Here is a 14984-nt window from a genome sequence, read left to right as displayed (position 1 = left end):
ACCAATTGTAATAATATAGATACAAATTATTACAAGGAGTGATTATGTCAAAAAAGATTCTTATTATTGCAGGTGATTTTGTAGAAGATTATGAGCTTATGGTTCCTTTTCAATGCCTTAAAATGTTAGGTCATACAGTTGATGTTATTTGTCCAGACAAAAAAGCAGGAGAGCATGTAAAAACTGCAATTCATGATTTTGAAGGTGATCAAACTTATACAGAGAAACCAGGTCACAATTTTACTTTGAATGCAAGTTTTGATGAAATAGATGAAACTAGTTATGATGCACTTTTTATCCCTGGCGGTAGAGCTCCTGAATATATTAGGTTAAATCAAAGAGTGTTAGAGATAGTAAAACATTTTGATGCAAAAAATAAACCAATTGGTTCAGTATGCCATGGAATTCAAGTTTTAGTGGCAGCAGGGATTATCAAAGGAAGAACTTGTTCTTCTTATCCAGCTTGTTCTCCAGATGTAAATATTAATGGTGGAACTTGGGTTGATGTAGGTTTTGAAGCAGCACATGTGGATGGAAATCTTGTTTCAGCTGCAGCTTGGCCAGCTCATCCAGAACTTTTAGCAAAATTTAACGAACTTTTATAAAACTTGTGCAAGACTAGGAGACTAGTTTTGCACCAAGGAAATAGATGTCTTCACAACTTAAATCTCTCTCTAAAGGTCTTATTGTTTACAAAGAGATAGTAAACTATGGAAAACCAATTTTAGCTTCAACCCTTTGTCAAAAGCTTGATATAAACAAAAGCACAATGTCTAGAATTTTAAAAACCCTAAAAGATGAAGATTATATTATCTATTTAGATGGGAGTAGTGAAGTTATAGCAAAAAACTTGGAGAATATAGATTTAAAAAAAACAAGAATTCAACTTTTGGTTGAAAAGAGCAAACCTCTTCTTGAAGAGATTCATAAAAAAACAAATGAGTGCTCATACCTTGGTATTTTTGATAACTATAAAGTTTTATATCTAAATCAGGTAGATAATTCTAATAGAAAAATTAAAACAAGAAATAGTATAGGACTTCAAACCCCTTTACATACAAATGCTTTGGGAAAATCAATTTTAGCTTTTGGAAACTATAGTGTAGATAATCTAAAATTAGAACAATATACTCTAAATACAATTACAGACATAGAACTTTTGAAAAAGAGCTTGCAAGAGGTTTTAGAAAATGGCTACTCTTTGGATATAGGTGAATATCAAGATAATATGCAGTGTGTTGCTGTACCTCTATTTAATCATGAAAATATACTTTTAGGAGCAGTTGGAATCTCTGGAACGAAAGATAGATTGTCTTTGGAAAAACTAAAAAGTTTAGGTAAAGAGATTTTAGATATTGTGGAAGAGTATGAGATTATCTGTTAGTATATTCCCACAAAAGTGGAAATATACAAAATACTCTTTTAGAGATTTTTAGGTGTACACTTTTTAGTGAAAATACAAATAGGGCAGAAATCAATAAGTCCTACAATTAAAGGTATTACCCCTAAATAAAACCAAAAAATTCCAGTATAAACACCTGCAGCAATTAATAAAATCCCAATTATAATCCTAAACTTTCTACAAAAGTTTCTAATTTTGTCATATTTATTCATAATATAATTTCCCCTAATAATTTTAGAGGAATTATATATTATTAAAACTTATTATAAATTTAAAAAGTAAGTTAAGTAAAACTTATAATTTAACTAATCTTTTTTATTATTTTTATCTCTTCTAAATCTATTTCTGATTGGTAGACTAAAACTTCTACACCATTTTTAGTAACCTCTTCAAAAGTCTTTGCATATTTTTTATCAATCTCTTCTGCTAATCTAAAAGGTAGATTGTCAGTTCTTTGTATAACATATAGCATAACAGAACGGTGACCCTCTTTTACCATTTGTTCTAACTCTAAAAGATGTTTTGTTCCTCTTGAAGTAACTGCATCAGGAAAAGCAAGGGTATTATTTAGCCTTAAACTTACGCTTTTTATCTCAACATAACACTTTTTGTTTTCATCTTCTAAAAGAATATCAATTCTACTATTTTGTCCATATTTTTGTTCAGGTTTTAGATTTTTGTAACCTTGAAGCTCTTTTATTGTGCCATTTTCTATTGCTTCAATTGCAATCTTATTTGCAACTCCTGTATTGGTACAAATAAGATTTTCACCCATTTTAGTAAGCTCCAAAGTATATTTTAGTTTTCTTTTTTTATCATCATGGAAAGTTACCCAAACAGGACAGTTCTCTTCAATACAGCTGGTCATAGCCCCACTATTTGGTACATGAGCAGTTATAGTTTCTCCACTATCCAAAACAATATCAGCCAAAAATCTTTTATATCTTTTTATTAGTTTACCACTGTATAGTTTGTCAAATTTCATTTTTATCCTTTTATCTTTAATTTTATAACCAATTTATACTTTTATTTTTTTTAATAACTAGGAATAAAAATTGCATATAAAATAGTATGAAAAATTTTGAGAATGAAAAACACCTACTTAATTATGATGAAATTGATGAACTTCATAGGGAATTTTTAGATATTTACAATAGTGTAGATAGTTCTAGTATTGATAGTTATATCCAAAAGTTAACGGCACTTTTACAACAAAGCAAGAGACACTTTAATGTAGAAGAAGAACTTATGGATAAATATAGTTATCCAAGAAGTAGAGAACACAAAGATGAACATAGAAAAGTTCTTGCAGAGATGCAATATTTTATAAACAATACAAACTCACTATTTGGTAAAAAGATGCTAAAAGCTTACTATAACGAGAAGTTAGGAGATTGGTTTGATTTACACCTTTTAAGTATGGATAGTGATTTAACTGCATTCTTGAAAAAGGTAGAAAATGGGATTGTTTGAAGATAAAATCAAAGATGAATTGATGCAAACAATCTTTACAAATAATTTAAAAACTTTTGAGACTATAAATTCAAAATTCAAACTTGATGAGAGCGAAAAATCAAAGGTTTTAGACCTTGTTTCAAAATTTAATGAAGAGTTAAATAGAGTACTTAAAAACAAAAAACTTTCATAGGATAAAAGATGATTACACCAGCAATTGGAACAAGCGAATTATATAAACAATTAAAGGCACTTTTAGATGCTGATATTCCATGTTTTATTCACGGAAGTCCTGGTATTGGAAAATCATATATAGTAAATGACATTGCAAAAAGAAGTGACTTACAACTAATTGATGTGAGATTATCTCAACTTGATGCAGTTGATTTAAGGGGAATTCCTACAATAAAAAACGAACAAACTAAATGGATGCCACCAATTTTTCTACCAAGTGATGAAAATTCAAAAGGAATTTTGTTTTTAGATGAATTAAACTCTGCTCCACTTTCAGTACAAGCTGCAATTTATCAGTTGGTTCTTGATAGAAAAATAGGTGAATATACACTTCCAAAAGGGTGGAGAATTATCTGTGCGGGTAATAAAATAAATGATAAGGGAATTGTTTTTAAACTTCCTAGTCCTCTTATAAATAGAATGGTTCATATTGTACTTGAAGCAAAATATGATGATTTTAAAGGTTGGGCAATCAAAAATGAGATACACCCTTTTATTATTGGATTTTTAGGTTTTAGACCAGATCTTTTAAGTAGTGAAGTTCCAAGCTCAACTGAGACAAATCCTGCTTTTTGTACTCCTAGAGCTTGGAATATGCTCTCAAATATCATAAAAAGAAATGAAGAGATAGCAAGTCTGCATCCAATCATTTATGGAACAGTTGGATATGGTGCTGCAATTGAGTTTATCTCTTTTGTAAAAGTTTATAAAACACTACCAAATATTGATGCAATTTTGGAAGGGAAAAGTGAAATGGTTCCCAATGAACCAAGTGCTTTATATGCTTTATGTGCTGCAATTATTGAAAAATATAGCAATAAAGAGCAAGCTGTAAATCTATTTTTGTATGTAAAACATCTACCAGTTGAGTTTAATGTAATGCTTATAAAAGATTTAATTGTAAAAGATGAAGATATAGCAGAACTTGAAGCTTTTGATGCTTGGATGGAGCAATATGGACAATACATCATATGATGAAGTCTTTCAAAAAATACGAATAAACTTCCTTTTTAATCACCCTTTTTTATCTGTATTAGCACTATCTATTCCAACTATTTATCAAGAAAATAGTAACTCAGCTTTTCAAACAAATGGAAATGAGATACATATTGATTTGAAAAAACTTGAAAAATATAGTAATGAAGAGATAACTTATCTTTATGCTCATACTTTATTACATATAGTATTAAAACACCCCTATAGGCAAAAAACAAGAGAAAGAAGAGTTTGGAATCAAGCATGTGATTTGGTTATAAACTTGATTCTTTCAACTTTTTCAAATGTGGGACAAATGCCCTTAGATGAAGTTTTAGATTTAGATTTAAAAGATAAGTGTGTTGAAGAGGTTTATGAAATTTTATATAAAAAAGAGGAAAAAGAACAGAATCAAGAGTCAAATGAGGGTGAAAAACAAAATAGTGAGATAAAAACTACTCCAAATAAAAAAGGTGATTTAGAGACCAATATTTATGATAAATCTAAGATGGATTTGGAAGAGGTAAGTGATGAAAAAAGAAATGAGAAAGAGAGAGAAAAACTTGATGGTATTATAATTCAAGCTTTATCTATAGCCAAAAAGAACTCCCGTGAGTATGAAGGTATGGCAATAGAGATTGATACTTTGATAAAACCAGAAATATCTTTTCAAGATATATTAAAAGAGTACTTAATAGCATCACTATTTGAAAAAACAACAACTTATGATAGACCAAATAAGAGATTTATACATAATGGTTTATATCTTCCTGGAAGTAAAAAAAATGATGAGTTAATTGAGGTTTTTATAGCTTTAGATAGTAGTTCAAGTGTAACTTTAGATGAGTATAAAAGATTTTTAGGTGTAGTAAAAGATGTATGTGATGGTTTTTATGAATACCAAGTTACAGTGCTACCTTTTGATTTAAAAGTAAAAGAGGAATATATTATAAATTTTGACTCTTTTAATCCTTTGATTGAAGAAAAACTTTTTATCCCTAAAAGTGACGGAGGAACAGATTTTGATGAGGTATTAAGGTTTTTAAAAAAATCAAGTGAAATAAAAAGTAATAATCTTCTAATGGTTTTAACAGATGGTGAGTTTACCATAAGTGAAGCATTGGTTTGTAGTACTTTGTTTGTAGTAAGTGAAAAGAAAAATATAAAGAGGTTTGAAAGCTTTGGAAGAGTTATTCAATTTGACCTATAAAGATGAGGTTGAAGAGTTAAAAGATCAAGAGAACTTTGAAAGTTTAGGGGATGAAAAGTATCTAAATCATCCTGATATGGAAGCTAGACTTTATTGGGCTTTTTGTAGACCAAATGGCTCAAGAGAGGAGCAAATAGCAGACACTGAACCTTTGGTATCTATTATGGCTTTTAACCACTCAAAACTACCAGCACTAAAAAGATTTCAACTGCTTCACAAAGATGTAATCATAGAAGATAGTTTAAGAGTAAAAATAAGAAATAGAACAAGAATGCTTTTTAGAAGCCTAACTGATGATGATTTTACTGAATTAAATCAGGTACTTGATTTAGTCCCTGTTTTTTTGCCTGTGGCAATAGATCAACTAAAAGTTGGAAGAAAATGGAATGATATAGTTGCAAATGAAATAGAGGCAACAAAGTTTATACAAAAAGCAAAAGATTATATAGATGAGAGCTTTTTAGAAGCTCTGTATTTCAAGCTTCAAAGCTTTGAAGAGTTTGATGAAAAAGAGTTAAAAGAGTATTTAGAAAAGATTATAGGTATAAAAAAGTTGGTTCATAAAATCATTTTAGACTATTATCAAAAAAAAGCTATGGAGTGGATTGCAAATAGTGATTTGCATATCTTGCAGAAAAAAGGTTTGGAGAAGTTAGTGGGGAAGTTAGATTATTAATTTTTATAACGGTTGACTTCAGTTACGCATGGCGTTAACTGCTAGGTCTTGTTATGCTATTGATTTGTAATATCTATTTTATAAATATTAAAAGTTGAAAAGCTGATAGTTTGATTATTGTCTTTTGTTAGTGCTAATAAAGAACCATCATTATCAATTTTCAAATCTATTAACCTAGTAGGTCGTCCAGAATTTATGTGAATTGATTGTCTTTTTGCCAATTGGATAGGTTTTCCATTTTGATCAAAAAAACTAATTAACCCATTCATTATACTGTTCCCGTCATATTCCATTCCACCTACAAAAATTCTTCCAACGTTATCTGTGACTATCGTATTGCTTTCCACTCGATAAAATGATCTAATATCAATTCTTCCATTTGTTCCAATTTTATTGTCACTAATACCTCTATGATTTATAGCCACGACAAAACCATTATTTCCTGCACCTACGGTAAGTGTTGTTCCATTTGGTAAAGTGGTGATATTATTGACTTGATTAACAAAACCATTGTGTAGTAAAACTGTAGAAATGTTTTTTACACCATTATCTCCAAAGTTATTATCTAACTTACCATCGGATTGATATTTTGCTACAAGACCAGATCCTGATTTTGCAGCGATGTAAAATGCATTTGAGTGAACATCATATGAAATACCAGAAGGGTAAGCAGTTTTATAAGTTTGTGGTAATGTTTCAGAAATTCCATTTAGTCCAAATGAAGGTACTATATTACCATCAGTATTTACAGCAATTATCGCTGTTCCTAGATCGTGTACTTCTGAACATAATAAATAAATTACTCCATTATGTAAAACGGCATTCTTACATCTTGGAACTTTCTCATTATTAATTTGAATTGTTTTAATCTGACCATTATTGAAAGTAGTTTTATTTTTACCATTGCTATCAAGTACAAGCATAAATGCTTGTGGTCCATCTTCTTTGTAAAGTGTTCCTATTATTAATAATTCATTATGTGGTAATGACAATATCTGTGATGGTTCTGGTCTACCTGAATCAAAATCAATTAAACGGTAACCACTACCTGAAGCACCAAACTCTTCATTCCAACTACCATCTTTTCTAAAGGCATCGATACGAATTTGTATCGTTTGTTCTCCTTCTACGTCATAAAATTTTGAAAGAACGAAGTACATATTATTATGGATAATAAAGTTTATTGGCTCAATTGTTTTACTATAATCTCCAACCAACTGATCTACTTGTGAGATAATACTTTTATATCCATGGGTGATTTCACTTTCAACTTTTAATAGCTTCTGTTGGAAATTGAAGTAGATCAATAATAAGACAGATATAACAATTAAAGATACTCCAATATATAAGGCAATATTGTCATTGGGACTACTTGCCAACTCAACAGAATAATTATCTGTTTGCAGGGTAAGACTAATAAAGTTGAAAATTTTTGGAGAAATCAAACCACCTCCAAGAAGAAACAAACCATAGGTAATCTTTTTTTCTATTGGCGAGTTTAAAATTGAGTCTAATTTTTTAAGAACTATTTCTTTTAATTCATGCTTTTTAATTCAATATCCTTTGTAGCATAACTATTTATTAATAATACATTATATATAAATAATATATAAAATCACATAATAATAATACATATTTAATGTTAATATATTAGTTTTAAAAAAGTCCTAAGATAAGGAACTTTATGCTATTAATAAAATAATATATTACAAATGTAATATTTTTTAAGTTTGTCTTAATTTTAATATAAAGTTCAAATGTATAGTTTATAACTGAATATATCCAATAAAACTACATAATGTATATTTATTTGTCAAAAATCATAATAAAACAACATTTTGTTAGTTTTATATTAATTTAAAATTGGAGATAATTATGGCTAAAAAATTATTAGAGATCATGAGAGATAAATTCTAAATATTCACTTTTTACAATATGTAATCCTGTTTGCAGGCAAAAAAGTATTAAAGCGTACTCACTTTAGTGAGTATAAGAGAGGGAGGAGTTTACTCTTCAATCATAATAAGCTTAAAGCATTTTAAATAATACTTTATTCTCAAAAACCATTTCTGTTCTTTATACTCTCTATCAACTTTCTTTTATGAAGAAAGAAAGTAGCAAAGAAATCACCCACAGAGTTTCGAAGGCAGAAGCTTCCCTCGCTTATTATTATCTCTTTTGAGTGCCTAAAAACTTGCTAAAATGTGCTATTAGCACATTTCTTTACGCTTCAAACAGTTTAGTCACTTGTTTTCAAAAGAGATAAATAAACACGCGGCTTCTCAAATGTGGGGATATGGGATAAGGACTTTTGATTTTTTTAGTACCATTTTATGTGGATTGGTGTGATACTCAAATATTGTAAAGAAAATTCGAGGCTAGTGTATTTCAGTCCAGACTTTATTGAAGCCGAGTGCTTTGCTTTTTAAAGTGGAAAGAGCCGAAACTGTTTGACGAGAGAAAAGTGATTAAATATCACTTTTTCGAGGAGTTTTGCAGGCTAGCTTTAAAAAGTTAAGTATGAGGGAGCTTTAGCTTTAACAACCATCTGGTTGCTTTTTGCAATACTTTTTACAATTAAAAAGTATGAAAGCGTACTCACTTTAGTGAGTATAAGAGCGAGGAGTTTACTCCTCAAAACATAATAAGCTCAAAGCATTTTAAATAATACTTTATTCTCAAAAACCTTTTACTGTTTTTTATATACTTTATCAACTTTCTTTTATGAAGAAAGACAGTAGCAAAGAAATCACCCACAAGCTTTCGAAGGCGGAAGCTTCCCTCTTTTTTTATTATCTCTTTTGAGTGCCTAAAAACTTGCTAAAATGTGCTATTAGCACATTTCTTTACGCTTCAAACAGTTTAGTCACTTGTTTTCAAAAGAGATAAATAAACACTCGGCTTCTCAAATGTGGGGATAAGGGACAAGGACTTTTGCATTTTTGATACCATTTTATTTAAGTTGGTGTCTAATTAAATCTATGTAAAAAAGTTTTTAGAAAAAGAAAAATAGTTAATAGACGATAGTTTATGGGAGGCTTTATATTTTAAGCTTTAAAGCTTCGGAGTGGATTGTAAATAGCGGTTTGCATATTTTGCAGAAAGAAGGTTAGAAAAAATTAGCAAATAAACTCAAATAAAAAACATAATTTATTTTATTATAAATAATATATTGTATAATCTTTATTTTATTTAGGATTAATAATGCAAATACCCCAGCTACAAAAACTACTAATAATACTGCTCACAATAATTGTACTAAATGGTTGCAATAAAGAGATAGAAGATATACCATTAGAAAAAGAGCAAAAAGATATATCAAAAATAAATATAGATGAAGTTCTAAGAAACTTTGATAAAAAAGATAAAGATATTTTGTGTAAAGAGTTAGTAAATAAAAAAGAAGAATATTTAGAGTGTGTAAAAGAAGCAGTAAAAAATAAACCAACAATAAAAAATCTAGAATACTTAGCAGGATTATATGTAGTAAAAAGAGAATTTCAAAATGCTATAAAAGTATATGAAGAGGCAATAAAAAAGGGAAGTAAAAAAGCAACTTACTCATTAGCTGGTTTGTATAATGAACAAACAAAACAAAGAGAAAAAGCAAAAAAACTATTTATGAGTATAAAAGAATATAAAGATTCAACTTGCCAAATAGGAGGAATATTAGCTTTAAAAGATAATGATGATGCCTTTGATTTCTATGAAGACCAAATAAAAAAAGGGAATAATAAAGCCTATATCTGCCAAGGCTTACTACATGTAAAAGAGAGAAATTATTATGAAGCAAAAGATTCCTATGAAAAACTGCTTAGCCTAGGAGATAAAGAGGCATATTTTTATTTAGGTAATTTGTATTCAGCATATTTGCTTAAACATGGAAGAGCAATAGATAGTTATACCAAAGCAGCAAAAGAGTTAGAAGATGGAAATGAGAGAAAAGTGCTTTCAATGCTTAATTTAGGTGCTGAATATGCAAGTTATAATAGATATGATGATGCTGTTTATTGGTTAGTTCAAGCTTTAAAAGCAAAAAAAATAGAGTTTCCAATTGAATATAAAGAAGTAAATCCTTTAGAATCTTTAGTATATTTGTATAGAAAAACAAATAATGAAGAAAATATGATAAAAGTTTTAAAAAAATTGCAAGAGCTTGGAGAAAGTGGTGGGTATTCTGATTTAGCAATATATTATAAAAAACATAAGAATTATAAAAAAGCAGAAGAGATATTTAGGGAGTGTATTAATAAAGGATTTGGTGATTGTGCTGCTGGGTTAGGTACAATGTATTATGATTTAGGAGATAAAGATAAAACAAAAGAATCTTATATGATTGGTGTTTCAATGGGTAATTCTTATTCGATGAGAGGGTTAGCACTATATTATAAATTAATGGAAAAAGATTATAAAAAGTCTATATTTTGGTTTAAAAAAGCAACTAAATTAGGAGATGAAATCGCTGCGCGAAACTTAGCATGGTTATATGAAAAAGAGTTAAAAGATGAAGAAAAAGCAAAAATATGGTTTAAAAAGGCTTATGATTTAGGGGATAAAAGCTTAGAAAAAAAACTTAAAAAGCTGGGAGTTTTATAATGGGTAAAAAAGAGAGATTTATTGGAGAGGTTTATTATAACAATGATGAGTTTATGATAAAAGAGTCTTTTTCTTTAGTGAATTCTAGCAAAATCTATATTGATGATGAGCGAAGTAGATGTGCATATATGGTTATATCAAAAGAAGAAGCAAAAGAACTATCTGGAAGTTTAGATGATGAACAAAAAGTCTTAAATGATATAAAAAATAAATATGGAGCAATAGTTAGACAAGCTATAAAAGAGGAAGAAAAGTATAAAAAACAATATAAAGACTCTTTTTTAAGTAGTGTAGATATAGATAGTAAAATAGTTTATCTTCAATCTATACCAATAATCTATGGAAAAAAATTTGAGACATTTTTAAAAGCTAAAGAGTTTTATTGTGAACAGAAAAATTTAGATGATGAAAAAAAAGAGGAAGATATAAGTGCAGGTGTTGCATATCTTAAAAAATCAAAAGAAAAATGTAATGATATCTTAGATATAGAGAGAAGAAAGTTTAATGTAAATCTAAAAACTTCTGATTCAAAACAAGCCTATGCTTTAATAATGGTACCCTATGTTTATAATAAAAAAAATGAAGAAATGGTTCTTACTTTAGAAGAAGGAACTGACTCTTTAACTTTGATGCCTAAAACTAAAGTGGAGTATGGAGTTTTTTTTGATGGTACAAATAACAATATGTACAATATTGAGTTTTATCAAGATTATAAAAAGTATATGAGTGAGCAGTGTGAGTATATTAATGAAAATATAAATAATAGTTTTCCAAAAAGACAATTTCAATATAGTTCATATATTGAAGTTATAACTTACCACCCAGACCCAGAAAACTACCCAAATATTATGAATCTTGTAAGAGATGAAATAACAGATAAAATAAGATATTTTCAAGCAAGTGCAAATATAAAAAATAATTATGGCAAAGACAATGCCTCAAAAGATGCAAAAGAGGTTTTTGGTTTTTTACTTGAAGTTAGAAATACCCTAAAAGGTGAAGATAGTTTTCTTGAAAATATGGTAGAGAGTATGCAAGGTATAAATGGAGTTACAGGAAAAGAAGAAGAGATAGATGAACTAATCATCAAAAAAATCCTTCCATCAAATAGTGATAGTAGTAGTTATACAAATGGATATACAAATATAAAAAGACTATATGAACACTATGAAGGAGCAGATAGTTTCTCAAAAAATCCAAATGCCCACGAATATGATTTAAGAAGATTTAGAGTATATGCTTCTGGTTCTGGTACTGTTGATCCTTTTGATAATAATTCTTTGGATGATGACTCAATGGTTGGGCTTGGTTTAGGTCTTGGTAAAACAGGAGTTCATGCTCATATTTTATATATTTGTCATAAAATAGCAACTGAACTAAGAAATAATAAATTATCCCATATAGATGAACTTGTTTTAGATACATTCGGTTTTAGTAGAGGTGCAACAGAAGCTAGACACTTTGTATGTTCTATTCAAGAAAAGTTTGAGCTTATAAATGATGAACAAAATTATCTAAAATATGCACTTGATACAAAAGAGAAAGATATATTTTCATGTTTTTATCCAAATCAAGATGGCTTATATACAAAGGTTGGTAAAAAGGTTTATTTTAATCCTCTTCGAACTGATATAAAACAAGTAAGTGAAACAGTAAGTAGTGGGCAATCAGCTACAATATATCATCAAAATCCATATTATAATGAAGCAGAAATCTCAATAGATGCCATCTCTTTTAGACATGTAAATATAGTAGATACCGTAACTCATCTTGGAGTGAAACAATCAAATGACTGGAAAGATTTAAAAATAGATTTCAAAAAAGATAAAGTTGGTTCAGTATTTCATCTAATGGCAGCAGATGAATACCGATATAATTTTGATGCATATTCAATCTTTAAAGATAAATATGAAGGAATATTCAAAGAAGAGGGTAACTTCAAAGAGTTTATGGTTCCTGGAGCTCATGCTGATGTTGGTGGTGGATATGAAAACTTTGGTTCTGTTGAGAGTGTAAAAATTATGGATTATTATTCAGGCGATAATAATAAAATAAAAGCTTGGAATAATAAATACAGATGGATAGATAATGAAGATATAGATATACAAGGAGTAGATAGCTTTTATAATCTACAAAAAGATGGTATATTTTATAAAAAGTCATCATCTTATAACCAAGAAAATGTAAGTGGAGTGATAATGTGTCGAACAAACCTTTCTTGGGAGTATGAACTTGTAACTTTATATTTGATGCACAATGAAGCAATTGATAAGTTTAAAAATAAAAGTGAAAAAGATAGAGTACCTTTAAATAGATTGCTAGATAAGTATAAACTATCAAGTATAAAAACACTAAATGACAAGGAACTAAAACTTTTATATGATATAAAAAATAAGTTAGAAGAACATAGTGCCTCAACTTATGATAAAAAAGAAAAAGAGTTACATCTAAGTTTAAGAAGTAAATTTATACATCACTCTTCAAGTTTTGGAATTGTAAATAAACCTTCAACTAAAGGAAATAAGTTTTCGAATGAAGAAATATATGGAAAAAGAAGTATTTATGGCTCAACAGGAGATAAATTTTCTTAAAACAAAGGTTAATTCTTAACTTCTGTTATAAGCCAATACTTTTTGTACATATCTTACATCTCTCATCCCAACTAAGATTCTAGTTATATACTCTTTCTCTTCTAAAAATTTAAGTGCATAGAAGTCTAAAGGCTCCTCTATTTTTATCTCTTCACTTACTTTTTTTGATATTTTACTTTTTACATTGTTTTTATAACCATCTAAAAAGTTATCAAAGAGTTGGAAATATATTGGATCAAGTCCTGCTTTATTTACCATATAAGGGATAACTTCATACTCAATAATATCGTCAACATCTCCTGCCCATCTATACTCATTTTCAATAGCTAAAAGTTCTTTTAGAGCCTCTTGGAAGTGTTCATTTGGTATCTCTTTTACTTGATTTAAAAGAAGCTCATAGTTGATACACTCATCATAACTAGCTAGCCTTAGCATTTTGTTCTCTTTAAAAGCATTTAATGGTCTATTTACTTGTACTTCTAAGCCATTTTCATGTGCCCATTTTGCACACTCTTCACCATCTCTTTCAAAAAGATTCATTGGAAGTTGTATTACTTTAAAGTGGTGTTTATCTCCCATAATCTCTTTTGCATAACCAACTAAATGTTTGTATTCTAAAAAGTGCATATCTGAACGTTTTTTGGCAAATGAGTTTGAACTAATTCCATAGGCTTTTATTTTTCCCTCTTTTGCTTTTAGTTCAAGTAAGGCAAAAACTCTTTTTATTCTTTGTTGCATTGTATTATAATGCTCTAACATAGCTTCAGCAGTCATTCCCCCTTTTATCTCTTTTAAAAGATAATATTCTGGATTGTGAAGTAGATACACATCAATATAGCTAGTGTTTAGTCTTTTTAATGAAGCTTCAATTTGTTCACTTATAAAATCTGGATTTATTGAGTGAAAACAATCTTCATCATATTTTACTAAATCATCAACTTTAAGTCCCTCTTTTACTTTTTTTAAAAGTGGACCTTGAATATACCCACCTTTTGAAACAATAACAAAATCTTCTCTTTTTCTATTTTCTAAAACTTGTCCTATTAAAACTTCTGCTTCACCATACATATAGTTTGATGAAGTATCAATATGTTTTATTCCATTATCCAAAGCAAATTTCAGAGCCTCTTTATGAAGTGGATTTTGGTAAGTTACCCTATAAGTTCCAAATGAGTATTTTGATAGCATATTTAACCTTTCTTTTTATGAGAAAATATTATATACAAATTCTATACCACTATCAATACAAGGTATGAATATTGCATATACAAGTTTTATGGAAGAAGAATATGATTTAGAAACTTATGACAGATTTTTAGGTGAGTTTAAGCAAGAGGGCAATCACTGGGATAAAATAGAGAAACGTACAGCTACTCTTTTTCAAGTTCTAATTGATGGTGATTTAAAAGAGTTGGTTTTTGTATTAAAGCACTACCCTAAGTATGTACAAATCGTTTGTGACCACTTTAGATATCTCTATAATTATTCAGAGCAAGAGGCTGATATTTATGCTGCATCAAAGCTTTTAGAGATGAGTGAAGGGTATCATCAAAAACAATTTGTAAGAAATTTAGTTAGGAAATTAACAAAGATAAATGAGTATGATATCTCATCTTTAAAATCTTTTTTAGATGAATTAATTGAGAATCAAAACAGAATACATCCCATAATTTTGGGGTTTTATAAAGTAGAAATAGAAAATAATATGAGTCATAACAACTATCATAAACTACAAATAAAAGTGATAGAAAAGAACCTAACAAAATTGATAGTTGATAGTAGTTTTGATTTTACAGCAAGTGATAGGGATGCAAATTTAGATATACCATATATGGACTAAAGGAC

General features: G+C 28.7%; 14 protein-coding genes. 10 read left to right on the top strand and 4 right to left on the bottom strand.

Translation table 11 applies throughout. From position 1 onward, the window contains the following. Positions 1 to 44 precede the first annotated feature (44 nt). Both AEBR_RS09310 and AEBR_RS09305 read left to right on the top strand, forming a co-directional pair. The gene (locus tag AEBR_RS09310) at positions 45 to 605 is read left to right on the top strand and encodes a DJ-1/PfpI family protein (protein ID WP_129086508.1); all 561 of its coding nucleotides are present in this window, start codon (positions 45 to 47) and stop codon (positions 603 to 605) included. A 44-nt stretch (positions 606 to 649) separates the two neighbouring features. After that, the gene (locus AEBR_RS09305) at positions 650 to 1384 is read left to right on the top strand and encodes an IclR family transcriptional regulator (protein WP_129086509.1); all 735 of its coding nucleotides are present in this window, start codon (positions 650 to 652) and stop codon (positions 1382 to 1384) included. Between the two features lie 38 nt (positions 1385 to 1422). Here AEBR_RS09305 and AEBR_RS09300 read toward each other — a convergent pair whose 3' ends face one another. Both AEBR_RS09300 and sfsA read right to left on the bottom strand, forming a co-directional pair. Further along, the gene (locus AEBR_RS09300) at positions 1423 to 1614 is read right to left on the bottom strand and encodes a YgaP-like transmembrane domain (RefSeq protein ID WP_129086510.1); all 192 of its coding nucleotides are present in this window, start codon (positions 1612 to 1614) and stop codon (positions 1423 to 1425) included. Positions 1615 to 1703: 89 nt separating this feature from the next. Further along, on the bottom strand, positions 1704 to 2387 hold the full coding sequence (sfsA, locus tag AEBR_RS09295; protein ID WP_129086511.1) for a DNA/RNA nuclease SfsA: 684 nt from the start codon (positions 2385 to 2387) through the stop codon (positions 1704 to 1706). Positions 2388 to 2473: 86 nt separating this feature from the next. Between sfsA and AEBR_RS09290 the strand changes: the two genes are divergently transcribed. From AEBR_RS09290 to AEBR_RS09270, 5 genes are read left to right on the top strand one after another with little or no spacing between them, the layout of a single operon-like run. Then, complete coding sequence (locus AEBR_RS09290; RefSeq protein WP_129086512.1) at positions 2474 to 2875, top strand: bacteriohemerythrin; 402 nt, start codon at positions 2474 to 2476, stop codon at positions 2873 to 2875. Continuing rightward, entirely contained in the window at positions 2862 to 3050 is a 189-nt protein-coding gene (locus AEBR_RS09285) for a hypothetical protein (protein WP_129086513.1), read from the top strand. Before AEBR_RS09290 ends, AEBR_RS09285 begins: the two co-directional genes overlap by 14 nt. 8 nt (positions 3051 to 3058) lie before the next feature. Further along, positions 3059 to 4066: an ATP-binding protein gene (locus tag AEBR_RS09280; RefSeq protein WP_129086514.1), complete on the top strand. Its 1008-nt coding sequence runs from the start codon at positions 3059 to 3061 to the stop codon at positions 4064 to 4066. Continuing rightward, on the top strand, positions 4047 to 5276 hold the full coding sequence (locus tag AEBR_RS09275) for a vWA domain-containing protein (protein WP_164969451.1): 1230 nt from the start codon (positions 4047 to 4049) through the stop codon (positions 5274 to 5276). Before AEBR_RS09280 ends, AEBR_RS09275 begins: the two co-directional genes overlap by 20 nt. Beyond that, positions 5248 to 5952, top strand: a complete 705-nt coding sequence (locus tag AEBR_RS09270) for a hypothetical protein (protein WP_129086516.1) — start codon at positions 5248 to 5250, stop codon at positions 5950 to 5952. The genes AEBR_RS09275 and AEBR_RS09270 overlap by 29 nt, the downstream gene beginning before the upstream one ends. A 56-nt stretch (positions 5953 to 6008) precedes the next feature. Here the strand turns inward: AEBR_RS09270 and AEBR_RS09265 are convergent, their stop codons facing one another. Then, entirely contained in the window at positions 6009 to 7397 is a 1389-nt protein-coding gene (locus AEBR_RS09265; RefSeq protein ID WP_129086517.1) for a hypothetical protein, read from the bottom strand. Positions 7398 to 9156: 1759 nt separating this feature from the next. Between AEBR_RS09265 and AEBR_RS09260 the strand changes: the two genes are divergently transcribed. Further along, positions 9157 to 10548 carry an SEL1-like repeat protein gene (locus AEBR_RS09260; protein WP_129086518.1) on the top strand — a complete coding sequence of 464 codons (1392 nt, stop codon included), beginning with the start codon at positions 9157 to 9159 and terminating at the stop codon, positions 10546 to 10548. Continuing rightward, on the top strand, positions 10548 to 13139 hold the full coding sequence (locus tag AEBR_RS09255; RefSeq protein WP_129086519.1) for a phospholipase effector Tle1 domain-containing protein: 2592 nt from the start codon (positions 10548 to 10550) through the stop codon (positions 13137 to 13139). Before AEBR_RS09260 ends, AEBR_RS09255 begins: the two co-directional genes overlap by 1 nt. Positions 13140 to 13154: 15 nt before the next feature. Here the strand turns inward: AEBR_RS09255 and AEBR_RS09250 are convergent, their stop codons facing one another. Next, on the bottom strand, positions 13155 to 14327 hold the full coding sequence (locus AEBR_RS09250; RefSeq protein WP_129086520.1) for an aldo/keto reductase: 1173 nt from the start codon (positions 14325 to 14327) through the stop codon (positions 13155 to 13157). Between the two features lie 88 nt (positions 14328 to 14415). On the opposite strand from AEBR_RS09250, the gene AEBR_RS09245 reads away from it, so the two are divergent. Next, positions 14416 to 14979, top strand: coding sequence for a hypothetical protein (locus tag AEBR_RS09245; RefSeq protein ID WP_129086616.1), 564 nt, complete (start codon positions 14416 to 14418; stop codon positions 14977 to 14979). The last annotated feature ends 5 nt before the right edge of the window (positions 14980 to 14984 follow it).

The sequence above is a fragment of the Halarcobacter ebronensis genome, assembly GCF_013201825.1.
GTDB lineage: Bacteria > Campylobacterota > Campylobacteria > Campylobacterales > Arcobacteraceae > Halarcobacter > Halarcobacter ebronensis.
The sequence above is the reverse complement of the archived record's forward strand: the minus strand, read 5'-3'. Positions and strand labels throughout refer to the sequence as shown.